The sequence below is a fragment of the Streptomyces sp. NPDC041135 genome, assembly GCF_055592085.1.
Map to the genome: position 1 here is coordinate 11572 of NZ_JBVIYZ010000020.1, position 24292 is coordinate 35863.

Consider the following 24292-nt stretch of genomic DNA (forward strand, 5'->3'; position numbering starts at 1 on the left):
GCCCTCCAGCCCTTTCTAGGCAGGTCGCCCGGCGACCCGGCACGGTGGCGGTCGGGCCGGGCCGCCGGAAGGCCGGGGTCAGAGGCCGAGCGCCTCTTCGGCCAGGGCGGTGCCCCGTACGCGGGCCTCGATCTTGGCAAAGGCCAGTTCGCGCGTGGTGGAGGCGTCGTCGGCGAACGGGGAGAAGCCGCAGTCGTCGCAGGTTCCCAGCTGCTCGACGGGGATGTAGCGGGCGGCGAGCAGGACCCGGTCGCGTACCTGCTCAGGGGTCTCGACCACGGGGTCGATCGGGTCGGTCACCCCGACGAAGACGCGGGCGGTGGGGGGAAGGTGGTCGCGGACGATGCTCAGGACCCGCTCCGGGTCCGCCTCGCCGGCCAGTTCGAGGTAGAAGTTGCCCACCTTGAGCTGGAAGAGCTTGGGCAGCAGTTCGGCGTAGTCGATGTCGAGGCTGTGCGTGGAGTCCTGGTCACCCCCGGGGCAGGTGTGTACGCCGATACGGGCGCGGTCCTGGGCGCTGAAGCGTCCCAGGACCTCGTTGTTGAGGGCGATGAAGTCGTCGAGGACGCCGCCGCTGGGGTCGAGCTTGAGGGAGAGCCGTCCTTCGGTGAAGTCGAGCTGGACGACGTGTGCGCCCGCGTCCAGGCAGCCGCGGATGTCGGCCTCGGCCTCGTCGGCGAGGTCGCGCAGGAACTCCTCGCGGGGGTAGCCCTCGATGGGTGTGGCGGGGTAGAGGAGGCTGAGGGCGGAGGGTGCGATGACCGCCTGCTTCAGGGGGCGGTCCGTGAACTGCCGTGCTGCGCGGAGATAGGTCTCGGCCCGCACCTGGTAGCGGAAGGGCCCTTGCGTGATGCTGGGGAGCTGTCGGGTGTGCCCGTCGGCGAAGGGGATGACGGCACCGTCCGGGGAGAGGGTGTCGAGGCCGGTCACGGGGTAGGTGGCGAAGCTCGGCTTGGACTGTTCGCCGTCCACGAGGACAGGGCTGCCGACTCGTTCCAGCTGGGCCAGGGTGTCCGCGACGGCCTGCTCCTGCTGTTTGGCGAGGTCCCTGTCGTCCAGGGTTCCCTGGGCGTGTGCGGTGAGGGCGTGCATGAGGGTCGCGGAACGCGGAAGGCTGCCGATCGGCTCAGTGGCGATGGTCATGGTCGGAAGAATAGGAAGAGGTCGGGGTCCGGATCACCGGAAAGCCCTGATTGCCGTGTGTGCAGGGGAAGTTCAGGCGAAACTGCCGCGCGGCGGGACGTGGTGGTGTAGGGCGGGGGAGAGAGCCGGCGGGGTTCTAGGATCCGGTCGTGGCCACGGCGGAGGAGGTGCCCAGCTGGGAGCGGGGGGTTTTCTCGCCGACGCGGTTGGGCTCGATGGTGCGGGGGTCGACGGCCTCTCCGGGGGCGCCTTGGCGGTAGACGCCTTCGGGATCGGAGTCCCGGTCGTGCGGGAGCAGGAAGAAGACCCGGCGCCGGTACAGGCCGCTGTCAGGGTCCGCCTCGGCGTCGGCCCCGAGTTCGATGTAGCCGATCATGCGGCCGTCGCGGGCGTAGCGCGGTTTGTTCTTGCGCCGGGGGGTCTTGTCCAGGGCCTGGCGGACGTAGTCGAGGCCCTCGGGATCTTCGAGCCACACGACGTTCGCCTCGTGGACGAGATCGCTGTCGGTCAGTAGCGAGCTCATGGCGGCGACCTCTCCTTCATCGGCGTGCACCGGGTGGGGCGGTGCCTGCGTGGTGCGTGTGTTCATCTGCGATGTGGTGCCGTAGTGGTGCGGGCCGCCTGTGGCGCCGGTTCCCGGCGGAGGGCGCGGCCCGGTACGTCCAGGGGGCACTCATATCGTAGAGGGGGCCCGCTTTCGCGCGGCAGTGCCTCCGGTTCGGGGACGTTCATTCGTCGGCCGCCAGAGCGAGGTGGGGGTAGAACTTGCGGCCGTTGGATTTGATCATGTCGGCGGGCGATGCGAGGCCCACTTCCTGGCGGACACGGGTGGCGAAGGCGCGGGCGGTTCCGGGCCGGATGCCTTCGCTGGTCGCGCACCAGTTGCTGTACGAGGCGTAGAGCAGGCCCTGCTCGACCCGCAGGTCGCTGTTCTCGGGGTCGTGGAGGCAGCACTCGGCGAGGAAGCGGCCGATGTGGTCCTCGGTGTTGGCGTAGGCGGTGGTGGCGATGCGAACCCGGTCGGGGCCTGCGAGGGTGTCCCGGGTGGCGAGGTAGCGGCGAGCCCCCTCGGTGAGCCAGTGCAGGATCCCCGGGCCCTCGTCCTGAACCAGTTCGACGGCCAGGTTGTCGATCTTGCGTTCGTCGGGGACGATCCGTTCGAAGGGCAGGAGGCGGATCCGGCGCCAGAAGGCGAAGCCGCCGGTGGAGACCTCGGGGCGGTGGTTGCCCAGCAGCCACAGCTTGTGCGTGGGGGTGAAGGAGAAGTAGTCCTGCCGCATGCGGCGGGCCTTGATCTTGTCTCCGCCGGTCAGCAGGCGCACCCGGGCCTCGTCGAAACGGTCGTTGGGCTTGAGCTCGCTGCACACGATCAGGCGGCGGCCGTGCAGTTCGGTGAGTTCGGTGGAGTGTTCGGAGTAGGCGCCACGGTCCATGAGGAAGCCCGGCGGGGCCGCGTCGGCGTAGTCCCCGAGGATCTGGATCATCACGTCGAGGAGAACTGATTTGCCGTTTTTGCCCTGTCCGTGGAGGAAGGGCAGCACCTGTGCCCCGACGTCACCGGTGATGGAGTACCCGAGGAGCAGGTGGAGGAAGTCGATCATCTCCCGGCCTTCGGCGTCGCTGCCGAAGGTGTCTTCGAGGAACCTGTGCCACCGGGGGGTGGGGATGTCCTGGGGGGATGCGCTGGTGGCACGGGAGTGGAAGTCGCGGGTCGGATCGGGTTTGCGCATGCGGCCGTTGCGGAGGTCGACCACTCCGTCCGGGGTGCACAGCGCGTAGGGGTCGCCGTCGAGGGTGTCGGGGTCGAGGGAGAGGTCGGGGGACGCCTTGGCCTGAGTGAGGAGCGCCTTCATGCCGGTCGTCGACAGGGTGCGGCGCTTGTGGTGGTGCAGTTCCCGGTCGGTGAACAGCCCTCGGGGATCGGTGTCGGGAATCTCCTCGGCCATCTCGCCGGCCGCCCACAGGGCTGCTTTCTCGCCTCCGGCCCGCTTCCACCGGTAGCCGTCCCAGGAGTACCAGCCCAGGCCCTCCACGTGCCGGAACTGATCACGGTAGAGACGGACGAAGAGCTTGGCGTTGCCCCGGTCGGTCAGGCTCATGGGGATCTCGCCCGTCGCCCAGCCGGGCTGGGCGGCGGGGGACTCGGGAGCGGCCTGGACGGGAAAGAGAGGGGCCGGGGCCTGGGCGGTTTCGAGGGCGAGCATCTGCTGAGCGGCAGCAGTTGCGTCAAAGCGCGGGCTCTCGGCGCTGCTGCTCATGGACGTCCTTCGAGATGGAGCGGTCGGGCGGCACCTGGCGCGAGACCGGCATGAATGATCTTCTCGTTGCGGGCAGATTGCCAGGGGCAGGGCATGTGCATGGGGGAGGCGGCCTGTTTCAGGCGAGGACCGGCGGAGGGGCATGAGCGGGGGCTCGTGGCAGCCGGAGGGAAGGCCGGGCAGGGGGGGTCGGACGGCTCGAACGAGCGCACAAGCCGCCCGGTACGGGCGGGAGGGCTCGTCTCTCCGTGGCGCGGCACGTCGTGGTCCTCGTCCGTCAGCTTGCGTCTGGCTTCGGCCTTCTGGCCCTGAATGAGACGAAAGCTGCTGGTCAAGCATCTTTCAGGATCCTCAGTGAGGGACTGAAGGGACTGTCTTTCGGAATGAGTGTAGGGGGTTCTGCCGGAGAGGCATGTCTCGACTCCCCAGCGACGGGGATCTGTTCGGGTCGGTCCCTTGGGTCCCTGCCCCGATCGGGGCAGGGACCCAAGGGACCGACCCGAAGCGGGGCAGCGGGAGGCGGTTGAGCGTCTCCGGTGGAGGGACTCAGGGTCTGAACAGAGCAGGAAGAGGGTCTGAAGGGGCGGAGAGACTTTTGGTCCCTGTGTTTAGTCCCTGGGTATCACCGCAGGTCAGGGCAGGTTTGGGGGGTGAAAAAGGGACTGAAGGGACTCAACTTCCCCATTATGAGCTGAGTAGAAGAAAGCAGTATGACGATATGCGCGCCTGCATACACGCGCGTACGTAGTGAGCTCATAATTAGGAAGTTGAGTCCCTTCAGTCCCTTTTCGGGGGGTCATACCCCCTCTGACCTGCGGTGATACCCAGGGACTAAACACAGGGACCGAAGAGGGACCAAGTCCCTGCGGGGAGACCGGGCGACGGTGCACCCCCCTCCCGCGGGGGCATCCCGTGGGAGGGGGGTGAGTCGGCTTCCCTCGTGATCGGAGTGCACCCTCCACAAGCCCCCCAGAAGCCGCTCTACGGCCCTTTTGCCCTCCTGTTGACGTTTCCCCCCATGGGGCTGCTCCGGGGCCTCAGGGGGGCTTGTGGAGGCTCTGCCGGAAGGGGCCGGATTGCGCATAGCAGGAGATGCCCCGACAGCGACCGGGAATCGACGATGTCCCCCGACCCCTATCCGGCGTCCGCTGATCCTCAGGAGGCAGACCTTGCAGGCTCCAGAACCGAAGAACGGCCAGACCCCGGAGCAGCCGCAGGAGGAGCGGATCATCCTGGACGTGTGGCTGGCGGACTACCCGTTCCCCACCTATGACGGGCGTGACTTCCTCGCTCCGCTGCGCGAGCGGGCGGCCGAGTTCGAGCGTACCCATCCCCGATACCGGGTCGACATCACCGGCCACGACTTCTGGACCATGCCCGAAAAGGTGGCCCGCGCCGCAGCCGAGGGCAGGCCCCCGCACATCGCGGGCTACTACGCCACCGACAGCCAGCTTGCGCGCGACGCCCGCAACCCCGACGGGTCGCCGGTGTTCACCTCGGTCGAGGCCGCCCTGGCCGGCCGTACGGAGATACTGGGCCACCCGGTGGTCGTGGACGACCTCGACCCCACGGTGCGCGATTCCTATTCGTTCGGGGGCGAGTTGATCTCGCTGCCGTTCACGGTCACCACCATGCTCTGCTACGCCAACGCCTCCCTCCTGGAGCGGGCAGGAGTCCCGGAGCCGCCCCGTACCTGGGACGAGACCGAAGCGGCCTGCGAGGCCGTGGCCCGCCTCGAGGGCGGTCCCGGTCACGGGATCACCTGGGCCAACGACGGCTGGGTGTTCCAGCAGGCCGTCGCCCTGCAGAACGGGCTGCTCACCGATCAGGACAACGGCCGGTCCGCCCCCGCCGGGACTGTGAACATCACATCGGACGAAATGCTCGACTGGGTCCGCTGGTGGACTCACCTCCACGAGCGCGGCCACTACCTCTACACGGGCGGGCCCTCGGACTGGGGCGGGGCGTTCGAGGCCTTCGTCCAGCAGAAGGTCGCCTTCACCTTCGACTCCTCCAAGGCCGCCCGCGAACTCATCCAGGCCGGCGCGCAGGCGGGCTTCGAGGTCGCGGTGTTCCCGTTGCCGAAAAACGCCAAGGCCCCTGTCGCGGGCCAACCCGTCTCGGGGGACTCCCTGTGGCTGGCCGCGGGACTCGACGAGGCCACGCAGGACGGGCTGCTCGCCCTCACCCAGTACCTGATCAGCCCGGCCAACGCCGCGGACTGGCACCGCACCAACGGTTTCGTACCGGTGACCGGCGCAGCCCGGGAACTGCTGGAGGCGACGGGATGGTTCGACCGCCGGCCGCAGCAGAGGGTGGCCGGGGAGCAGTTGGAGGCGTCCGACCGTTCACCGGCGGCGCTCGGTGCGCTCCTCGGCGACTTCGCGGCCGTCAACGAGGTCGTCACCGGAGCGATGGACGAGGTCCTGCGCAACGGAGCGGACCCCGCGAAGGCCTTCGCCGAGGCCGGCGTGGCGGCCCAGCAACTGCTTGACGCCTACAATGCGCGGTCCGGGTCCGGGACGCCCTCGGCCGTCTGAAGCCCCGGGGCGGAAACGGCTTCCGCCGGTGGCCGTGAGTCTGTCCGTGGTTGTGGCCGCTCCCCCCTCGGGGAGCGGCCACAACCACGGACGGTCGTCCGAAGAGCACGGACCCCTCGGACGACTGCCAGACGTCCGGTCAGCCGGCCTGGGCCTTCAGGTGGCGGCGCAGGTACTCGCCGGTGAGGGAGGAATCCGCGGCGAGCAGGTCCTTCGGCGTACCGGTGAAGACGATCTCCCCGCCTTCCCGTCCGCCGTCGGGGCCAAGGTCGATGATCCAGTCGGCCTGCTGCACCACATCGAGGTTGTGCTCGATGACCACGACGGTGTTGCCCGCCTCGACGAGACCGTCCAGGAGCGCCAGCAGGGTGTCCACGTCCGACATGTGCAGCCCGGTGGTGGGCTCGTCCAGGACGTAGACCGTGCCCGTGCGGTGCAGCTGGTCGGCGAGCTTGATGCGCTGCAGCTCACCACCGGAGAGGCTGGAGAGCGGCTGACCCAGGCTGAGGTACCCGAGGCCGACGTCCACGAGGGCGCGCAGCTTGGGCAGCAGCGCCTTCTCGGTGAAGAACTCGACGGCCTCGTCGGCGGGCAGCTCCAGGACGTCCGCGATGGACTTGTCGCGAAGCTTGTGCTCCAGGACCTCGGGCTTGAAGCGGCGCCCCTCACAGACACCGCAGTGGGTGGTCACGGGGTCCATGAAGGCCAGCTCGGTGATGATGACCCCGCGGCCCTGGCACTCCTCGCACGAGCCCTTCGAGTTGAAGCTGAACAGCGAGGCGTTCGCGCCGGTCTCCTTCGCGAACAGTTTGCGCAGCGGGTCCATCAGACCGAGGTAGGACACCGGTGTGGAGCGCGAGGAGGCGGCGATCGCGGACTGGTCGACGAACACGGCGTCGGGGTGCGCCTCCATGAAGGCCCCGGAGATCAGGCTGCTCTTGCCGGAACCCGCCACCCCGGTCACCGCGGTCAGCACGCCGGTGGGTACGGCCACGGAGACCTGCTTCAGGTTGTGCAGATCCGCGTTCTCCACGGTCAGCTCCCCCGTGGGCGGGCGGACCTCCTCCTTCACGCGTGCCCCACGTCGCAGTGCCTCCCCGGTCCGGGTCTTCGCCTTCCGCAGCTCCGCGAAGGACCCCTCGAACACGATTTCGCCACCGTGCACCCCTGCCCCGGGGCCGACGTCGACGATGTGGTCGGCGATCTCGATCACATCGGGGTCGTGCTCGACGACCAGCACGGTGTTCCCCTTGTCGCGCAGCGCGCGCAGCAGCTCGTTGAGCCGTCCCACGTCGCGCGGGTGCAGGCCGATGCTGGGCTCGTCGAAGATGTAGGTGAGCCCGGCCAGACCACTGCCGAGGTGGCGGACCATCTTCAGCCGCTGCCCCTCGCCCCCGGAGAGGTCGGCCGTGGGCCGGTCCAGGGTCAGGTAGCCGAGCCCGATGGACACGATCCGCTCCAGGGCCGTGCGCGCGGCCTTCGCGAGGGGAGCCGCGGTCGGCTCTGTGACGCCGGTGAGCACCTCCGTGAGGTCGCGGACCTCCATGCTCGAGTAGTCGGCGATGTTCTTGCCGTCGATCCGCACGTCGAGCGCGGCGGCGTTGAGCCGCGCCCCCCGGCAGGAGGGGCAGACGCCGTCGGTGACGAAGCGTTCGATGACCTCGCGCTTACGATCACTCAGGGCGCTGAGGTCGCGCTTGAGGTTGAGCCGCTCGAACCGGTCGGCCAGTCCTTCGTAGTTCGTCTGGAACTCGGTGCTCTTGGTCTTCAGCGTCACCTTCCCGCCGGTGCCGCGCAGCAGGGTGTCCAATTCCTCGGCGCTGTACTCGGCGATCGGCTTGGCCGGATCCAGACGGCCTGACTTCGCCCAGATCTGCCAGTCGGGGCTGCCCACCTTGTACTCGGGGAAGAGAACCGCCCCGTCGTCCAGGGACTTCGAGCGGTCCAGCATCTTGTCCAGGTCGAGGGCGATGCTCTGGCCGAGACCGTCGCAGTCCGGGCACATGCCCTGGGGGTCGTTGAACGAGAACGCGGAGACGCCGAGCGAGGACGGCTTCTTGTCCGTCGTCGTGCCGAACCGGGCGAACAGGGCCCGGATCATGGGCTGCACGTCGGTCATGGTGCCCACCGTGGACCGGGCGTTGCCCCCCACCGGCTTCTGGTCGACGATCACCGGGGTGGTGAGGTTCTCGATCGCCTCGGCCTGCGGACGTTCGTACTTCGGGAGCTGGTTGCGGATGTACCAGCTGAAGGTGGAGTTCAGCTGCCGCTGGGCCTCCACGGCCACCGTGTCGAAGACGATCGACGACTTGCCCGATCCCGAGACCCCCGTGAAGACCGTGATCTGGTTGCGGGGGATCGTCAGCGAGACATCCTTGAGATTGTGGATCCGCGCGCCCGCGATACGGATGCCGTCTCCCGGACCGGATGCGGTGTCCGCGCCGGGGGTGGGGTCGGTGACGCTCACAGAGTTCTCCTCCTGGTTCCGTACATGAGTCACCGTTCCGCCGGACGGACCGGCGGAACGGTAACCACCTAGCCTGCACTCAGGAGGTGTCCGCGGTCTTCTCCTGCCGTGCTGACTTGGGCGGCGGCCCGCCCGAGAAGGCGGGCTCGGTGCTCCAGCCGGCCAGCCGCTCCTCCCGCTCCTGCTCGTCGCTCTCGAAAGCGATCCGGCTGCTCGCCCAGCGCAGGAGCGGCGGCGCCGACACCGAGGTGATGAGGGCGATCAGCACGATGATCGTGAAGGTGACGGTGTCCAGTACGCCGATGCGCAGCCCGACCAGGGCGATCACCACCTCGATCATCCCGCGCGAGTTCATCCCCGCCCCGAGCGCCAGCCCCTCGTACCGGCTCATCCCGCCGCTGCGGGCGGCGACGTACGCACCGGCGAACTTGCCGAGCGTGGCCACGAAGAGGACGACGACACCGGTGAGGAGGACCGACGGCTCCGCGAGCGCCGTCAGGTCCATGCGCAGCCCCACACTGCCCAGGAACACCGGGGCGAACACGGCCATGACCAGGGTGCGCAGCGGAGCCAGCCGCGCCGGGTCGATGTGCCGGAGCAGGGTGGCCCCGGCCACGAACGCCCCGAACAGCGCCTCCATCCCGGCCGCCGCGGTCAGCGCCCCGTACAGGACGACGACGGCCACGCCGACGGTGATGGCCGACACCGGAACCCGGCCGCCCCCGGTACGGGACATCCGCCTGCCGATCGGGCCGCCCACCGCGCACGCCGCGGCGATGAACACGGCGGTCCAGGCCATCGTGGTCAGGACCACGGGCCCGCCGGCCCCCCCGCTGGCCAACGCCGTCACCAGGGCGAGCAGCAGCCAGCCCACCGCATCGTCGAACACGGCAGCCGCGATGAGCAACTGGCCGACGTTGCGGTGCGTGAGGTTCAGGTCCGCGAGCGTCTTGGCGATCACCGGGAGCGCGGTGACGCACATGGCGACCCCGAGGAACAGCGCGAAGACGCCCCGTTCTCCGGAGTCCGTCAGCAGCGAGGCCGGCACCAGGTACCCGGTGGCGATACCCAGCCCCAGAGGCACCAGGAGACCGGCCAGGCTCACCCGGGCAGCCAGCCCCCCGCGCCTGCGCAGGATCAGGGGGTCGAACTGAGCCCCGGCGATGGCCACCAGCAGCAGGATGCCGAACTGGCAGAACGCGTCGAGCAGGTGCGCCTGCGACATGTCCGCGGGGAACAGCCGGCCGGAGAGCCCCGGTGCGATCTGCCCCAGCAGCGTCGGCCCCAGCAGCACCCCCGCGGTCAGTTCCCCCACCAGGGGCGGCAGGCCGACCCGGGCGCCCAGCCGCCCCAGACCGTAGGCGCAGACGAGGAGTACGCCGACCTGGAGCAGGAAGACGGTCAGCGGCTCCCCGCCCAGCGGCGACGTGGCGGCGGCGAGCGCCGCCACGTCAGGACCGTGCATGGGGAACCCAGCCCAGTCCGTCCGTCGACGCGGCCAGGCCCCCCTGCCTGACCGGTCGCTCGGCCCCCGCCTCGTCGCCGAGCAGCGCCCGCGCCTGCAGGGCGGCGCCCTGCTCCATGAGACGGCCCACCACCTTCCCCGGCACGGCGCCGTGCGGCCCGCCGGTGTCGTCCGCGGCGGTGTGCGTCATGCCGGCCATCTCGTCCGACGCCTCGGCGAACCGCTGCCTGGCCCGCGCCGCGTCGGCGAACTCGTCGGAGGAGACCCCGCCGATCAGCTCGACGAACGACTCCAGGTCGGAGTCCGCGGTGTTGGAGATCTTCCGGGCCTGCCAGAAGTAGGAGTCCTCCGAATGGTGCATGTCGTAGAAGCCGACGAGGAACTCGTAGAAGCGGCTGTACTCCAGCCGGTAGCGCGCCTCGAACTCCTCGAACGCGGTGGTCTCGTCGACCGTCCCGTCCAGGCAGGAGTTGAGCGAGCGCGCGGCCAGCAGCCCGCTGTAGGTGGCGAGGTGGACCCCGGAGGAGAACACCGGGTCGACGAAGCACGCGGCGTCCCCGATCAGGGCCATGCCCGGCGCCCAGAACTTCGTGTTGCTGTACGACCAGTCCTTGCGGACCCGCAGCTCGCCGTAGGGGCCCTCGGTCACCCGGGTGGCCTCGGAGAGCTTCTCCGCGATCAGCGGGCAGGCCGCGATGAACGACTCCATCGCCTTCTCGGGGTCGCCCTGCACCAGGCTCGCCGAGTCCCGGTTCACCACCGCGCCGACGCTGGTCAGGTCGGGGGTCAGGGGGATGTACCAGAACCAGCCGTGCTCGAAGGCGCAGGTGAAGATGTTCCCGGAGTTCGGCTTGGGCAGCCGCTTGCCGCCGTTGAAGTAGCCGAACAGGGCGAGGTTGCGGAAGAAGGGCGAGTACTCGCGCTTGGAGCCGGACTTCTTGTACAGCCCGCCGGTGTTGCCGGAGGCGTCCACGACGAAGCGGGCGCTCACCTCGTGCTCACGCCCCTCGGCGTCCCGGTAGCGCACCCCCCGGACCCGGCCGTCCTCGGCCTTGAGCACGTCGAGGACGTCGCTGTTCTCCCGTACCTCCACCCCGTGCTTGCGAGCGTTGTCGAGGAGGATCTTGTCGAACTTCATGCGTTCGACCTGGTAGGCGTACCCCGTCGCACCGGGCATCCGGCGCGAGACGGCGAAGTCGAACGTCCAGGGCTCGGGGTTGGCGCCCCACTTGAACGTCCCGCCGTGCTTGATCGTGAAAGAGGCCTTCTTCAGCTCGTCGGAGACGTCGAGGAGATGCGCGATGCCGTGGACGGTGGCGGGGAGGAGGGACTCACCGATCTGGTAGCGCGGGAAGGTCTCCTTCTCCAACTGGAGCACCCGGTGACCCCTCTTGCGGACCAGCGTGGACACGGTCGAGCCCGCCGGGCCACCGCCCACCACGATGACGTCGTACTGCGCTGACACGTCCACGGAGTCTCCTTCTCGCGCGTCGGGAAGCGGCGTCTCACATTCGCTGGAATCCTCCGGCCCGCCGCGGGGGCGCCGCATCTCCGGGATTGCGAAGTCGTGGGCATTCTGCGAGAAGCGCGTACCGCGCGGTCCGGTCTACAGTGACGTGGAATTTCAGTGATTGCGCTGAAGGGCGGAACACAATGAAGGCACTTGTACTGTCGGGCGGTTCGGGAACCCGCCTGCGCCCGATCAGTTACGCCATGCCGAAGCAGCTTGTTCCGATCGCCGGGAAGCCGGTCCTGGAATACGTTCTGGAGAATATTCGCGACCTCGATATCAAAGAGGTCGGTATTGTCGTCGGCGACTGGGCTCAGGAAATCATTGAGGCGATCGGGGACGGCAGCCGTTTCGGTCTGCGCATCACCTACATACGCCAGGACCAACCCCTGGGCATCGCGCACTGCGTGAAACTGGCCCGCGAGTTCCTCGACGAGGACGACTTCGTCCTGTACCTGGGCGACATCATGCTCGACGGGGACCTGCCGGCGCAGGCCCGGGAGTTCCTCCGGGCCCGCCCCGCCGCGCGGATCGTCGTGCGCCAGGTGCCCGACCCCCGGGCCTTCGGCGTGATCGAGCTGGACGCCCAGGGACAGGTGCTGCGCCTGGTGGAGAAGCCCCGGGAACCGCGCAGCGACCTGGCGGCGGTCGGCGTGTACTTCTTCACCGCCGACGTGCACCGCGCCGTCGACGCGATCCGGCCGAGCGCCCGCGGGGAGCTGGAGATCACCGACGCGATCCAGTGGCTCCTGGAGCACGGCTCGCGGGTCGAGGCCGGCCGCTACACCGACTACTGGAAGGACACCGGCCGGGTCGAGGACGTCGTGGAGTGCAACCGCCGGATGCTCGGCCGGCTGGCCCGCCGGGTGTCGGGCGAGGTGGGCCCGGAGAGCGAACTGCTGGGCGGTGTGGTCGTCGAGGAGGGCGCGCGCGTGACACGTTCGCGGATCGTGGGGCCCGCGGTGATCGGTGCGGGGACGGTCGTCGAGGACAGCCAGATCGGACCGTACGCCTCCATCGGCCGGCACTGCACGGTGCGGGCCTCCCGGCTCTCCGACTCCATCGTCCTGGACGACGCCTCGATCCTCGCGGTGGCCGGACTGCACGGCTCGCTGATCGGGCGGGGCGCCCGGGTCGGGCCGGGGGCCCGGGGCGAGGCCCGGCACCGCCTGGTCGTCGGCGACCACGTACAGATCGAGATCGCGGCCTGACGCCCGCCTGCCGGGACCCCGGGGGGAGGTCCGGCAGGGGCGTCAGGCCGCGAAGGGCGCTGCCGGGACGGGTGCGACCCGCCCCGGCAGCACACAGGTCCCCGGTCCGCGGAACCGGGGGCCACGGTTCGATCAGCCGAAGGTCAGAGCCACGTGGCCGAGGTCGAGACCGGAGTTGCCGGCGCCGAGGTTGCACGCGTCGGTCGCGCAGTCGACGTTGCCGACCGGCGTGCCGGTGGGCGTGCTGCCCGCGTACGTCTTGCGCACGACGAAGCTGAACGACGCCGCTCCGGACGCGTCCGTGGTGAAGGAGGTGGCGGTCGCCGGGTTGCACGCCTCCTGGCCGCCGACCGGCGCACACTGCGCGATGTAGTAGGTCTCACCCGCGGCCGCACCGCTGACCGACACCGAGACGCTCTGCCCGTCGCTCAGGCCCGAGGCGGGGCTGGCCGAGAAGGAGGGCGCGGCGAAGGCCACGGACTGCGCGGCGGCGGCCAGCCCGATGGACGCGACAGCCACGACGCCGAACCTGGAGGCACGGCGGGACATGTGACGTAACGACATGCGGATACTCCATTTCGAGGAGGGGGTTGATCACTCCCTGAAAGGATCACCTCGAATGGCTGCCGCCTGCATCTTCTTCTGTGCTGTCATTCCCCTGGGGCACCGTGCTCCCGTCGACGGCCGCGCGGACGATACGGCAGACTCCCCGTACCTCCTTCGGCCCCACGGCCGTGCCGGTGGGCAGTGACAGCACCCGCTCGGTGAGCGCCTCCACCTTCGGGAGCGGATCGGGCGCGTGGCGCGCGGGGTCGGACCGGTAGGGCTCGCAGCTGTGGCAGCCGGGGCTGAAGTAGGCGCGGGCCAGCACGTTGTGCCGCTTGAGCACCTCCTGGAGCTCGTCGCGGTGCAGTCCGGCCCGGTCGGCGTCCACCTCGATGACGACGTACTGGCAGTTCGACAGCTCGCCCTGCTCCTGCGGGCGGACCCGGACGCCGGGCAGGTCGTCCAGGTACTCCTCGTACAGCCGGTAGTTGCGCCGGTTGACCTCGGTGAAGTGGTCGGCCGACTCCAGGGAGGTGAGGCCCATGGCCGCACTGATCTCGTGCATCCGGGCGACCGTTCCGCTGCCGGTGATCTCGTGCGCGGCGTTGAGGCCCTGGTGGCGCATGGCCCGGAGCCGGTCGGCCAGCGCGTCGTCGTCGGTGACGATCGCACCGCCCTCGAAGCTGTTCACGAACTTCGTCGCCTGGAAGCTGAAGATCTCCGCCGTGCCGAATCCGCCGATCGGCTTGGACCGGTAGGTGCAGCCGAAGGCGTGGGCGGCGTCGAAGAGCAGCGGGAGCCCGTGCTCCTCGGCCAGCTTGGTCAGCTCGTCGATCCGGGCGGGCCTGCCGAAGACGTGCACGTCCAGGATGGCGCGGGTGCGCGGGCCGATCAGCCGCTCCACGTGCGCCACGTCGGCGGTGCCGGTCTCCTCGTCCAGTTCGCAGAAGACGGGCACCGCACCGATCCAGTCCAGCGCGTGGGCGGTGGCGACCCAGGTGAAGGAGGGGACGATCACCTCATCCCCCGGGCCGATGCCCAGGGCCTTCGCGGCGACCTGGATGCCGGTGGTGGCGTTCGACACGGCGACGCAGTGCCTGACCTCGGTGAGCTCGGCCACGCGGGCCTCGAACTCCCGGACCAGAGGGCCGTCGTTGGTGAACCACAGCCGCTCCAGCGCTCCGTCGATCCGTTCGATCAACCGGTCGCGGGAGCCCACGTTCGGGCGTCCGACGTGCAGCGGTTCGCTGAAGTAGGGCGTGGGCAGGGACTCGAGACGCACCGGGCCGCCGCTCATGCCGTGCGCACGCCGACGAAGAGGCCGGGGCTGTTGGGCCGGCCGTCGGCCAGCCGGAAGCCCGGCACGAACCTCACCGAGAGGCCCGCCGACTCGAAGGCGTCGGCGTACTGCTCGCGGGTGAACAGGCTGGAGGTCAGGACCTCGGAGAACTCGCTGAACCCGGAGGCGTCCGCGACCCGGAACCGGACCTCCAGACGCGACTTGTCGCCCTGGCGCACGGAGTGCGTCATCCGCGTGATGACGCGGCCCTCCTCACGGTGCAGATGGCCGCCGACATGCCCGTCGAGGAAGTTCTCGGGGAAGTACCAGGGCTCGGCGACCAGGACACCGCCGGGGTTCAGGTGCTGGGCCATGGCCGACACCGCGGCCTTGAGCTCGGTGACGGACCCCATCTCGCCGAGCGCGTTGCCCATGCAGGTGATCGCGTCGAAGGTGCGGCCCAGGTCGAAGGAGCGCATGTCGCCGGCGTGCAGCGGGACGCCGGGCAGCCGGCCGGCCGCCTGCTCCAGCATCGCGGGCGCGTACTCCAGGCCCTCCACGTGGCCGAAGAGCGTGGCGAGCGTCTCCAGGTGGGCGCCGGTGCCGCAGGCGACGTCCAGGAGCGATACGGCGTCGGGGCGGTCGGCGAGGATCAGCTCGGTGAGCCCGCGGGCCTCCAGGTCGAAGTCCTTGCCGCGGCTGCGGAACACGAGGTCGTAGAACTTCGCGTGCTCGGGGCCGTACTCCATCAGACGAGCTCCTTCGCTGACTGGGCGGAGATGATCCTGGGCTCCGGGATGGGAACGATGAACTTCCCTCCCGCCTCGAGGAAGCGGCGCTCCTTGCGGACGACCTCTTCGGTGTAGTTCCACGCGAGGAGGAGGTAGTAGTCCGGTTCGGTGGCGGCGACCTCGTCCGGCGGAAGGACGGGGATGCGGTTTCCCGGCAGCAGCTTGCCGTGCTTGAGGGGCGTGGTGTCGCCGCAGACGGTGATGTCGTCGGCGGTCAGGCCGCAGGCCATCAGCAGCTGGGTGCCCTTGGACGGCGCCCCGTAGCCGGCCACGCGGTGGCCGTCCGCCGCCAGGCCGCGGACGAGCGTGCGCACCGCCTCGGTCACGTGCGTCACCCGCTCGGCGAAGGCCCGGTAGGGGGCCTCTGTCAGCAGTCCGCGCTCCTCCTCCAGGCCGAGCAGCGCGGCGACCGACGGCTCCGGGGTCCGCGCGGCCGACTCGCGTGCGGCGACGACGGCGATCGAACCGCCGTGGACGGCGACCCGCTCCACGTCGATGATCCGCAGGCCGTGCATGCCGAAGAGGTGGCGCAGCGTGTGCAGGGAGAAGTACGACAGGTGCTCGTGGTAGATCGTGTCGAACTGGTTCTCGTCGAGCAGGTTCAGCAGGTACGGCACCTCGATGACCAGGACGCCGTCGTCGTCGAGCACCGCGTCGACGCCGTCCAGGATGCGGTGTACGTCGTCGATGTGCGCGAAGCACTGGCGGCCGATGACGGCTTTGGCCCGGCCCTGCTCGGAGGCGATGCGGCCCGCGGGGCCGGGGCCGAAGAAGTCCGGGTCGGTGGGGACGCCCCGCGCGTTGGCGATCTCGGCGAGGTTGGCCGCCGGGTCGACCCCGGCCACCCGCATGCCCGCCTCCTGGAACATCGCGAGCTGGGTGCCGACGTTGCTGCCCAGCTCCACGACCAGGTCGCCGGAGGCGAGGCCCGCCCGGCGGGTGGCCAGCTCGACGATGTGCGCCATGTGCTCGCGGATCTGGTCGGAGTCGGAGGAGACGTAGACGTAGTGCTTGAACAGCGCCTCGGGGTCGACGACATGCCGCAGCGTCATCAGCCGGCACGACCGGCACACGATGACGTCGAGCGGGAAGACGTCCTGCGCCTCGTCGGCGTCGGCCGGGTCGACGAAACCGTTGGCGAGCGGTAGCGAACCGAACGAGATGACCTCGGTCCAGTCGTCCGCACCGCATACACGGCAGGTCTCGTCCCGCCTGCATTTCTCCAGCATGAAGTCTCCTGACGGCGAAAGCCGACGCATCGGGCCCGTCGGTCCGGGGACGTCAATCTAGAGTTCCGGCCGACGGGCGCTCCACTTCGTGTGTGCCCTAGTGCTTCAGCGCAGCGGACGGGTGAACGCCCGGACGTCCTCGACGAGGAGCTGCGGCTGCTCCATGGCGGCGAAGTGCCCGCCGCGGTCGAACTCGGTCCACCGCGTCAGGGTCGGCAGGATGCCCTCGGCGAACGACCGGATCGGCCGGGTGGCGTCGTCCGGGAACACCGCGACGCCGACAGGGGCGCTCAGGGGCCAGGGTCCGCCCCAGGTGCGGGCGAAGTCCGCCATGCCGCGAGCCGACTCGTAGTACAGCTGGGCGCTGGACCCGGCGGTCGCGGTCAGCCAGTAGATCATCACGTGGGTGAGCAGCCGGTCGCGCGGGATGGCCTCCTCCACGTTCTTGCCGCCGCTCCACTCCTGGAACTTGTCGAGTATCCAGGCGAGTTGGCCGACCGGCGAGTCGGTGAGCCCGTAGGCCAGGGTCTGCGGTCGGGTGGCCTGGATGCGCTGCCAGCCGATGCCGGTGTCGGCGAACTCCCCGCCGTGCGCCAGCTTGCCCAGGTCGCTCTCGTCCAGGCGCCCGATGGCCTCCGGGTCGTCCTGCGGCGGGAAGGTCACCAGCATGTTCAGGTGGACGCCGGCCACGTGCTCGGGGTCGGCCAGCCCCAGCTCCAGCGAGACGACCTTGCCCCAGTCGCCGCCCTGGGCGACGTAGCGCTCGTAGCCGAGCCGGTTCATCAGCTCAGCCCAGGCGCGTGCGATGCGCCGCACGTCCCAGCCCGGCTCGGTCGTCGGGCCGGAGAACCCGTAGCCCGGCATGGAGGGGACGACCACGTGGAACGCGTCCGCCGGGTCGCCGCCGTGTGCGCGCGGGTCGCTCAGGGGGCCGATGACGTCGAGGAACTCGGCCACCGAGCCGGGCCAGCCGTGGGTGAGGATCAGCGGGACCGCGTCCGGCTCGGGCGAGCGCACGTGCAGGAAGTGCACGTCGGCGCCGTCGATGGTGGTGACGAACTGGGGGAACGCGTTCAGCTCGGTCTCCGCGGCCCGCCAGTCGTAACCGTGGCGCCAGTGCTCGGTGAGCTCCTTGAGGTAGGACAGCGGTACTCCGCGGTCCCATCCGGATCCGGGTATCTCCGACGGCCACCGGGTCGCGTCGATCCGGCGGTGCAGGTCGTCGATGTCGGACTGGGCGATCTCGATACGGAAGGGACGCACAGTGAATCCACCCTCGTGATTGTGGGAGCGGGCGGCGCGAAGCGGCCGTCCCGCCGTGATCGGGGACCGTGCTCAGGCTGCTTCGGCCGGTGCGGCCGCGCAGTCCCGTGCGGTGAAGGACCGCATGGAGGCCAGGAAGTTGCGGATCATCGGCATGCCGTGTTCGGTGCGGAAGCTCTCCGGATGGAACTGGACGGACTCCACCGGCAGCGAACGGTGGCGCAGGCCCATCACGTAGCCGTCGTCCGTGGAGTGCGCGGTGACCTCCAGGGACGGCGGGACCGTGCCCTCCGGCACGATCAGCGAGTGGTAGCGGGTCGCGGAGAACCCTGCGGGCAGCCCGGTGAACACTCCGCGCCCGTCGTGCGTGATCCGGCTCGTCTTTCCGTGCATGAGATGCCGGGCGGGGACGGTGGCGGCGCCGTAGGCGCGGGCGACGGCCTGATGGCCCAGGCACACCCCGAGCAGCGGAACCCGGCCGGCGAACGCCTGGACGATCTCGACGTGCCCGGAGGTGTCGGGGTGGCCGGGGCCCGGTCCCAGCAGGACCGCGTCGGGCCGCATCAGCCCCATCTCGTCCGGGGTCATGCGGTGCGACCGCACCATGACCGGCTCCGCGCCGGCGGACATCAGGTACTGGCGCAGGATGTCGACGAAGCTGTCGAACGCGTCGACCACCAGGACCCGCGGGGCGTCGGCGCCTCCCCCCGATCCGTCGGGAGACCGCAAGCTCACAGCAACTCCTCTCCGGTGACCGCCCAGTGCGTGGCGCTCATCTTGGCCAGCGTCTCGGTCCACTCCGCCCCCGGTTCGGAATCGGCGACGATTCCGGCCGAGGCCCGGGTGCGGTAGACGCCCTCGTGGTGGAACAGGGTGCGGATGCACAGGGCGAGGTTGGTGTATCCGCCCACGTCGAGGAGGCCGAGCGCCCCCGCGTACAGGCCGCGGCGGCTGCGCTCGACGGACTCGATGATCTCCATGGCGCGGATCTTGGGTGCGCCCGTCATGGTGCCGGCGGGGAACAGGGCGGCGATGCTGTCGAAGGCGTCGGTGTCCGCCCGCGCCCGGCCGACCACCGTGGAGACCAGGTGCATCACGTGGGAGTAGCCCTCCACGTCCAACTGGTCGGGTACGTCGAGCGTGTTCGGCCGGGCGATCCGTCCGATGTCGTTGCGGCAGAGGTCCACCAGCATGGTGTGTTCGGCGATCTCCTTGGGATCGGACCGCAGCCGGACTCCCGCGGCGGTGCCGCCGTCCGGGCCGGACCGCGGCACCGTGCCCGCGATCGGCCGCATCGTGACCTCGCCGTCCTCGATGCGTACGAACAGCTCGGGGCTGGCGCCGATCAGGCGGTGCCCGTCGATGCCCGCCAGGTACATGTACGGGGAGGCGTTCCGCCGGCGCAGGCGCTGGTAGACGTCCGCGGGGTCGGCCGCCGAGCGGATGGAGAGCTCGTGGCCGATCTGCACCTGGTAGACGTCGCCGACGGCGATGTGCTTCAAACACCGCTCGACGTCGTTCGCGAACACCTCGGGGGCGCTGTCGTCGGTGACCGCCGAGGCGGGGAATCCGTCGACGGACGGGTCGGGCCAGGACCGCTCGGCGTCGGCGAGGAGCCCGGTGACGGTCTCCGCCGCGAGGGCGGGCCAGTACGGGGACTCGTGGAGCAGCAGTTCGCTCCGGCCGGTGGCGAGATCGGTGACCACGCTGCCCTGGTGCAGGACCATGCGTACGTCGGGCAGGTCCGGCCGGGTCTCGATGAGGTGGGGCAGCTCCTCGATGTAGCGGGCCGTGTCGTACCCGAAGAAGCCGAGGAACCCGAAGCGGAAGCCGGACGCGGACCCCTCGGCGTCGAACATGTCCCGCATGGCCCGCAGCAGCGACCACAACCCGGCCGCGGTACGCAGCCGCAGCCCCTGGGGGCCGTCCTCCAGCAGCGCGCCGGCCCGCTCCAGGAGCAGGCCCTGCAGGGCGGGTACGCCCTCGACGCGCACCGCCCGGTCGGTGACCGAGAGCGAGAGCAGCGCGCCGAAGCCGACGAACTGGTGCCTGCGGTCGCGGCTCGGGCCGGCCGCGGACTCCAGGAGGTAGACCTCGTCGGGGCCGAAGTGCTCGGCCAGCGCGCGGTAGGCGGGCAGGGAGCCCGTCTCCTTCACATCGAGGCGTCGTGTCCGCACCCGCACCGGGGCCGAGACCATGCACTGGTCGGTCATCCTGGGTCCTCCGGATCACGTGGTGATGGCGTAGCGGTGTGCCACCTGACGGGCGGTCAGTACCGCCCGGTCGGGGCCGGAGCGGTTGTCGACGACGCGCGCGGCCTTCCAACTGACGAAGGAGCCGGTGTGGGTCACGGGGTCGAGGTCGGTGTCCACGACGATGCCGGCGTGCGCCCCGGTCCGCTCCCGGAGCCTGGCGGCGACGGCCTCGCCGATGCCCTGCCGTTCCCCGTCGGCGCCGGCCAGCAGGTCCATGCGCACGGTGACGGCGTCGCTGCCGTCGTCCTGCCGGTCGATGACGACCTGGTAGCCGAGGCAGCCGCCGACCCCGTCGAGGATCGCGGCTTCCAGCTCGGCGGGCTGGAGGGTCACATCGCCCAGGGGGATGCGGTCCGAGACCCGGCCGATGACCTGGATCCGCGGGCCCGGCAGCGGGTCTCCGGGGCTCGCCGGAAGGATGCGGACCAGGTCCCCGGTACGGTAGCGGATCAGCGGTTTGATGCCGTCCACCAGCATGGTGAGGACGAGTTCGCCCTCACCGGTGTCGCCGACCACGGCGCCGGTGTCCGGTTCGACGAGTTCGACCAGGTAGTTGGGCTGGGCGAGGTGGAGCGCTCCGGTGTCCGCGCCGGTGGCGATGCACAGGGCTTCCTGGGAGCCGTAGAGCGTGGGCCGCACGACGGCCTGCGGCCACAGGGTCGCCACGTTGTCGGCGAACTGAGGGGTGCAGATCTCCCCCAGCGTGAGGAAGAGCTTCACCGGCAGGTCGGCCAGGTCGTAGCCGTAGTGCAGGGCCGCCTTGGCCAGGCTCAGGCACAGGGCCGGAGCACAGACGACGACCTCGACCTCCAGCTCCTCGATCAGCCGCAGCGCCTTGCGGAACCCCACCCTGGGGGACTCGGGCCAGATCTTGACGTGGCAGGCTCCCAGCTCCCCCGCCACCGCGGTGAACACGTCCCCGAACGCGTACAGTTCCGACGGCCCCATCAGGCCCACGACGGGCATCCGGTCCCCGAACCGGGCCTCCAGCATGCGGCGCCAGGACTCCCGGACGGCGATGTTGCTGGTCGCGATGTCCTTCTCGCCGCGCGGGCACGGGGTGGCGGCGCCGGTGGTTCCGGTGGTCTCGTAGTAGATGCGCGCTTCGTGCAGCGGACCCGACAGGACGTCGTGCATCTCCCGCCGCAGGTCGTCCTTGGTGGTGAAGGGCAGTTCCGCCAGGTTCGCGGGGGTGACCGCCTCGACGTCCACGCCGGCCAGGTGGCGGCGGTAGAACGGCGAGCGCCGGGTGACGTGGCGCAGTACGGCCGTCAGCCGTTCGCTCTCCCAGCGCTCGCGGTCGGCGGCGGTGAGGTCTCCGCGGTAGAACGCGTCGCTCACCTGCCCGTAGGCGGACCAGAAGCCGTCGTCCGCTTCGGCGCCCAGCGGCCCGGTCCGGGCGGGACCGGGCCGCCGGTCGTCTCTCACGGCTGCGCCTGGAGTTCGTTGAGAGCGAGGCCGACCCGCTCGTTGACCTCGCCGGAGGCCAGCGCGTCCGAACGGCCGGAGAGCCGGCGGTGTTCGTCGAGCAGCTCCATCATGTCCGTCATCCTCTCGACCAGGCGCGAGACGTTGGTGAGGCCCTCCTCGTCCTTGAGCGCGTCGCCCCGGTGCAGGGCGTGCACCGTCGCCGGGAAACCGCTGCCCACCAGGATCATCCGGTTGAGCAGGGCGTTGACGGTCAGCTGGGCCCACACCTCACCGGCGCTGTAGCGCCGGGCGACCGAGATGATCCCGGCGACCTTGTTGCTCAGCGGCCGGTCGAAGCGCAGATATCCGACGCCGGCGCGCTCGATGAAGGTCTGCATGAGGCTGGCGGTGCCGAAGCCGTGCACGGGCGCCGCGAAGATGATCCCGTCCGCCGCGACCATCTTCGCCACGACCTCGGGCACCCCGTCGGCCAGGGTGCAGGCCACGGGCCTGTCGTTGCAGTCGCCGCACGGCCCGCACCGCTCCATCCTGATCGAGCGCAGGTCGACGGTCTCGAAGTCGACGCCGCGGTTCTCGGCGACGCGTGCCGCATGCCGCAGTACGTCGGCGGTGTTGCCGTCACGTTCCGAACCGTTGATCGCGAGGATCTTGAGTTGTGCGCTCACGGGGGCCTCCTTGGGGAGTCAGGTGCGCTCGGCGGTCGGCTCCGCGGGACTGTCGGGCCGACGCTGGTCCGGGATCCGCAGAGCCGGCTCGGCGGGGGCGGGAGGAAGGTTTCCCCGCGGTGGCCCGCCGCGTTCGCCGAACTTGATGAGAGGCTTCTCCACGAGATAGAAGCTGATGGTCGCCAGCACGACGCTGATCGAGATCGTGAAGAGGAACAGTTCCCAGAACCCCATGTCACCTCGGAATTCGGGCGTTGGCACGGGGGACTTGCCGAAGATGCTGCCGTTCCTGAGCCAGAGGTTGATCACGATCTCGTGCCAGAGGTAGACGCCGAGGGAGATCTGGCCGAGGAAGAGGATCGGCTTGCTGGTGAAGAGCGCGTCCGAGAACCGGGACTCTGCCCCGGGGACCGTCATCGGCGCCAGGAGCAGCAGGGTGAAGGCGGTCAGGATGAAGTGGTCGACGAGCTCCTGGGCCAGGGCCGCGTTGTCGCCCAGGCCCGGGATGCCGATGGGCTTGGTGGCGTAGAGGAGGTACAGGGGGATGAGCGGCGCCCAGCAGACCAGCGGACGCCGGATCACGAACCGGTAGAAGCCCGGGGTCCCGGGAAGCGCCTCGGCGTACGCGGCGTAGATGGCCAGCGCCATGCCCGCGGCGAAGCAGCCGGCGTAGTAGGGCGGCCAGTACCACTGCATCGTCGCGCCGGTGGAGGGGAGGTTGGTGTACGTGACCCAGCCGATGGCCATGACTTCCAGCGCGGCCAGGGGCAGCAGCAGGCGGCGGGCCTTCTGGGCGGGGGTGCTTCCGCCCCGCGCGAGCCGGTGGCCGATCCAGGCGATCAGCGGCAGGGCCAGGTAGAACGTGAACTCGGCGGGGACCGTCCAGGTGGGCTCGATGCCGTGCATCGGCTGCCCCTCGGGCAGGTAGAAGTGCATGAGGAGCACGGGCCGCAGGACGTCGCTGACGCTGTCGATCTCGAACCAGTTGTAGCCGGGGATCGCGAAGACGAGCAACAGGTAGTAGGCGGGCAGGATGCGCAGGGCCCGGCGCTTGAGGAACCGTCCGGTGGCGGGGCGCTTCGTCCCGCTGATGGTGACGCGGGCGTAGGGCTTGTACAGCATCATTCCGGACAGAGCGAAGAAGGGGGGAAGGCAGACCCCCAGACCGTCCGCGAGGACGCCCCAGAACGGTTTGCCCGGCTCACCGACGAAGCTGCCCACTCCGGCCTGGAACGCGACGTGGTAGACGACCACACCCAGTGCGAGGACACCTCGCAGTCCCTCGAACTTCGGTATTCGCTTACTTTTTGCGCCACCTGTGTCGCGAAGGACGTCCCCCATGGAACAGTCCCCTTTCCCTTGGCACTTGCTCGTTGACTTCCCGAAATAGTCAGGTCTGCGGCGTGTGAGCCGCATCTCCAATCGTGCTGTTCCGGTGCTCAGGACGACTTATTTCGGCCGGAGTGGGAAGGCAGCCACCCCAGCCGCCCCGCCTCGGTCAGACCGGGGGCCGAGGAGTCCCGTTCCGAGAGGATCGGAGTGACCTCCGGCGGCCAGCCGATGCCCACCTCCGGATCCAGCGGATTCAAGCCATGTTCGAGCCGGGGGTCGTAGGCCGCCGAGCACAGGTAGGCGATCACCGCCTCGTCGCTCAGCGTGAGGAAACCGAAGCCCAGGCCCGCGGAGACGTACAGCGCCCGCCCCGTGGCCTCGTCGAGTTCGACGGTCCGCCAGTCCCCGAACGTGGGCGACCCCACCCGGATGTCGACGACGGCGCCGAGCACCCTGCCGCGCAGGCAGCTGAAGTACTTGGCCTGGCCGGGTACGCCTCCGGCGAAGTGGATGCCGCGCAGCACTCCCCGGGAGGAGATCGCGCAGTTCGCCTGCCGCAGATCGAAGGGGTGGCCGACGGTGCGGCGGAAGGGCTCGTCCTGGAACCACTCGCGGAACGAGCCCCGTTCGTCGCGGAAGATCTTCTTCTCGTCCGTCCACGCTCCCGAGATCCCGATCGGCTTCATCGCTCGTCCCTTCTCTCGACGACTCGCGGGAGGCGGCCGAAGGGTCCGCCGGGCCCGTCGAAACGCCGCAGTCTAGGCGGGCGGCGCGGCGGACAGGGGCGTGCGGCGCCCGGCCGTCCCAGCTCAGCACACCGGGAGATGCAGGTCGGTGACACGCGACGTGACGATGCAACGGTCCGAGGCCCGGTTGCCCGGACGACGGCCCACAGGAGCCATCGGAG

The 24292-nt window shown here is 70.0% G+C and carries 19 protein-coding genes; 2 read left to right on the forward strand and 17 right to left on the reverse strand.

Annotation, left to right across the window (positions count from 1 at the left end; translation table 11 throughout):
• Nucleotides 1-78: 78 nt before the first annotated feature.
• The 3 genes from ACZ6CZ_RS30230 to ACZ6CZ_RS30240 all read right to left on the reverse strand — a co-directional run bounded on the left by ACZ6CZ_RS30230 (nt 79) and on the right by ACZ6CZ_RS30240 (nt 3401).
• Nucleotides 79-1143, reverse strand: a complete 1065-nt coding sequence (locus tag ACZ6CZ_RS30230; RefSeq protein WP_073772392.1) for a cobalamin-independent methionine synthase II family protein — start codon at nt 1141-1143, stop codon at nt 79-81.
• Between the two features lie 136 nt (nt 1144-1279).
• A complete protein-coding gene (locus ACZ6CZ_RS30235) occupies nt 1280-1666 on the reverse strand; it encodes a DUF6009 family protein (RefSeq protein WP_030592536.1) in 387 nt (128 codons plus the stop codon).
• Nucleotides 1667-1871: 205 nt separating this feature from the next.
• Nucleotides 1872-3401: a DNA primase family protein gene (locus tag ACZ6CZ_RS30240; protein ID WP_468858534.1), complete on the reverse strand. Its 1530-nt coding sequence runs from the start codon at nt 3399-3401 to the stop codon at nt 1872-1874.
• Between the two features lie 1169 nt (nt 3402-4570).
• On the opposite strand from ACZ6CZ_RS30240, the gene ACZ6CZ_RS30245 reads away from it, so the two are divergent.
• On the forward strand, nt 4571-5941 hold the full coding sequence (locus ACZ6CZ_RS30245) for an extracellular solute-binding protein (protein WP_391770965.1): 1371 nt from the start codon (nt 4571-4573) through the stop codon (nt 5939-5941).
• Nucleotides 5942-6080: 139 nt separating this feature from the next.
• Here ACZ6CZ_RS30245 and ACZ6CZ_RS30250 read toward each other — a convergent pair whose 3' ends face one another.
• The 3 genes from ACZ6CZ_RS30250 to ACZ6CZ_RS30260 form a co-directional block, all read right to left on the reverse strand.
• Complete coding sequence (locus tag ACZ6CZ_RS30250) at nt 6081-8408, reverse strand: ATP-binding cassette domain-containing protein (protein WP_468858537.1); 2328 nt, start codon at nt 8406-8408, stop codon at nt 6081-6083.
• A gap of 79 nt (nt 8409-8487) precedes the next feature.
• Nucleotides 8488-9873, reverse strand: a complete 1386-nt coding sequence (locus ACZ6CZ_RS30255) for a cation:proton antiporter (RefSeq protein ID WP_073771947.1) — start codon at nt 9871-9873, stop codon at nt 8488-8490.
• Nucleotides 9860-11344 carry a tryptophan 7-halogenase gene (locus tag ACZ6CZ_RS30260; protein ID WP_199876532.1) on the reverse strand — a complete coding sequence of 495 codons (1485 nt, stop codon included), beginning with the start codon at nt 11342-11344 and terminating at the stop codon, nt 9860-9862. The genes ACZ6CZ_RS30255 and ACZ6CZ_RS30260 overlap by 14 nt, the downstream gene beginning before the upstream one ends.
• A 182-nt stretch (nt 11345-11526) precedes the next feature.
• On the opposite strand from ACZ6CZ_RS30260, the gene ACZ6CZ_RS30265 reads away from it, so the two are divergent.
• A complete protein-coding gene (locus ACZ6CZ_RS30265; RefSeq protein WP_468858542.1) occupies nt 11527-12594 on the forward strand; it encodes a glucose-1-phosphate thymidylyltransferase in 1068 nt (355 codons plus the stop codon).
• Between the two features lie 132 nt (nt 12595-12726).
• Here the strand turns inward: ACZ6CZ_RS30265 and ACZ6CZ_RS30270 are convergent, their stop codons facing one another.
• From ACZ6CZ_RS30270 to ACZ6CZ_RS30320, 11 genes are all read right to left on the reverse strand, one after another.
• Entirely contained in the window at nt 12727-13158 is a 432-nt protein-coding gene (locus tag ACZ6CZ_RS30270) for an enediyne antibiotic chromoprotein (RefSeq protein ID WP_079190681.1), read from the reverse strand.
• Nucleotides 13159-13204: 46 nt separating this feature from the next.
• Nucleotides 13205-14422 carry a DegT/DnrJ/EryC1/StrS family aminotransferase gene (locus ACZ6CZ_RS30275; protein WP_073771949.1) on the reverse strand — a complete coding sequence of 406 codons (1218 nt, stop codon included), beginning with the start codon at nt 14420-14422 and terminating at the stop codon, nt 13205-13207.
• An 11-nt stretch (nt 14423-14433) separates the two neighbouring features.
• Nucleotides 14434-15168 carry a class I SAM-dependent methyltransferase gene (locus ACZ6CZ_RS30280; RefSeq protein ID WP_073771950.1) on the reverse strand — a complete coding sequence of 245 codons (735 nt, stop codon included), beginning with the start codon at nt 15166-15168 and terminating at the stop codon, nt 14434-14436.
• Complete coding sequence (locus ACZ6CZ_RS30285) at nt 15168-16439, reverse strand: class I SAM-dependent methyltransferase (protein WP_073771951.1); 1272 nt, start codon at nt 16437-16439, stop codon at nt 15168-15170. Before ACZ6CZ_RS30285 ends, ACZ6CZ_RS30280 begins: the two co-directional genes overlap by 1 nt.
• 105 nt (nt 16440-16544) lie before the next feature.
• Nucleotides 16545-17702 carry an epoxide hydrolase family protein gene (locus ACZ6CZ_RS30290; protein ID WP_468858546.1) on the reverse strand — a complete coding sequence of 386 codons (1158 nt, stop codon included), beginning with the start codon at nt 17700-17702 and terminating at the stop codon, nt 16545-16547.
• A 72-nt stretch (nt 17703-17774) separates the two neighbouring features.
• On the reverse strand, nt 17775-18437 hold the full coding sequence (locus tag ACZ6CZ_RS30295) for an anthranilate synthase component II (RefSeq protein WP_073771953.1): 663 nt from the start codon (nt 18435-18437) through the stop codon (nt 17775-17777).
• Nucleotides 18434-19915, reverse strand: a complete 1482-nt coding sequence (sgcD, locus tag ACZ6CZ_RS30300) for a 2-amino-4-deoxychorismate synthase SgcD (protein ID WP_331720955.1) — start codon at nt 19913-19915, stop codon at nt 18434-18436. The genes ACZ6CZ_RS30295 and sgcD overlap by 4 nt, the downstream gene beginning before the upstream one ends.
• 15 nt (nt 19916-19930) lie before the next feature.
• Entirely contained in the window at nt 19931-21385 is a 1455-nt protein-coding gene (locus tag ACZ6CZ_RS30305) for a phenylacetate--CoA ligase family protein (protein WP_079190683.1), read from the reverse strand.
• The gene (sgcG, locus tag ACZ6CZ_RS30310; protein WP_073771955.1) at nt 21382-22053 is read right to left on the reverse strand and encodes a 2-amino-4-deoxychorismate dehydrogenase SgcG; all 672 of its coding nucleotides are present in this window, start codon (nt 22051-22053) and stop codon (nt 21382-21384) included. The genes ACZ6CZ_RS30305 and sgcG overlap by 4 nt, the downstream gene beginning before the upstream one ends.
• A gap of 18 nt (nt 22054-22071) precedes the next feature.
• On the reverse strand, nt 22072-23394 hold the full coding sequence (locus tag ACZ6CZ_RS30315) for an acyltransferase family protein (RefSeq protein WP_073771956.1): 1323 nt from the start codon (nt 23392-23394) through the stop codon (nt 22072-22074).
• Nucleotides 23395-23492: 98 nt separating this feature from the next.
• Nucleotides 23493-24071, reverse strand: coding sequence for a dTDP-4-dehydrorhamnose 3,5-epimerase family protein (locus ACZ6CZ_RS30320; RefSeq protein ID WP_073771957.1), 579 nt, complete (start codon nt 24069-24071; stop codon nt 23493-23495).
• Between the last annotated feature and the right edge of the window lie 221 nt (nt 24072-24292).

What these genes read in the sequence shown, in the direction of transcription:
- ACZ6CZ_RS30230 (WP_073772392.1), bottom strand. Translation starts at nt 1,143, where the DNA reads ATGACCATCGCCACTGAGCCGATCGGCAGCCTTCCGCGTTCCGCGACC.
- ACZ6CZ_RS30235 (WP_030592536.1), bottom strand. Translation starts at nt 1,666, where the DNA reads ATGAGCTCGCTACTGACCGACAGCGATCTCGTCCACGAGGCGAACGTC.
- ACZ6CZ_RS30240 (WP_468858534.1), bottom strand. Translation starts at nt 3,401, where the DNA reads ATGAGCAGCAGCGCCGAGAGCCCGCGCTTTGACGCAACTGCTGCCGCT.
- ACZ6CZ_RS30255 (WP_073771947.1), bottom strand. Translation starts at nt 9,873, where the DNA reads ATGCACGGTCCTGACGTGGCGGCGCTCGCCGCCGCCACGTCGCCGCTG.
- ACZ6CZ_RS30265 (WP_468858542.1), top strand. Translation starts at nt 11,527, where the DNA reads ATGAAGGCACTTGTACTGTCGGGCGGTTCGGGAACCCGCCTGCGCCCG.
- ACZ6CZ_RS30270 (WP_079190681.1), bottom strand. Translation starts at nt 13,158, where the DNA reads ATGTCGTTACGTCACATGTCCCGCCGTGCCTCCAGGTTCGGCGTCGTG.
- ACZ6CZ_RS30280 (WP_073771950.1), bottom strand. Translation starts at nt 15,168, where the DNA reads ATGGAGTACGGCCCCGAGCACGCGAAGTTCTACGACCTCGTGTTCCGC.
- ACZ6CZ_RS30285 (WP_073771951.1), bottom strand. Translation starts at nt 16,439, where the DNA reads ATGCTGGAGAAATGCAGGCGGGACGAGACCTGCCGTGTATGCGGTGCG.
- sgcD (WP_331720955.1), bottom strand. Translation starts at nt 19,915, where the DNA reads ATGACCGACCAGTGCATGGTCTCGGCCCCGGTGCGGGTGCGGACACGA.
- ACZ6CZ_RS30315 (WP_073771956.1), bottom strand. Translation starts at nt 23,394, where the DNA reads ATGGGGGACGTCCTTCGCGACACAGGTGGCGCAAAAAGTAAGCGAATA.
- ACZ6CZ_RS30320 (WP_073771957.1), bottom strand. Translation starts at nt 24,071, where the DNA reads ATGAAGCCGATCGGGATCTCGGGAGCGTGGACGGACGAGAAGAAGATC.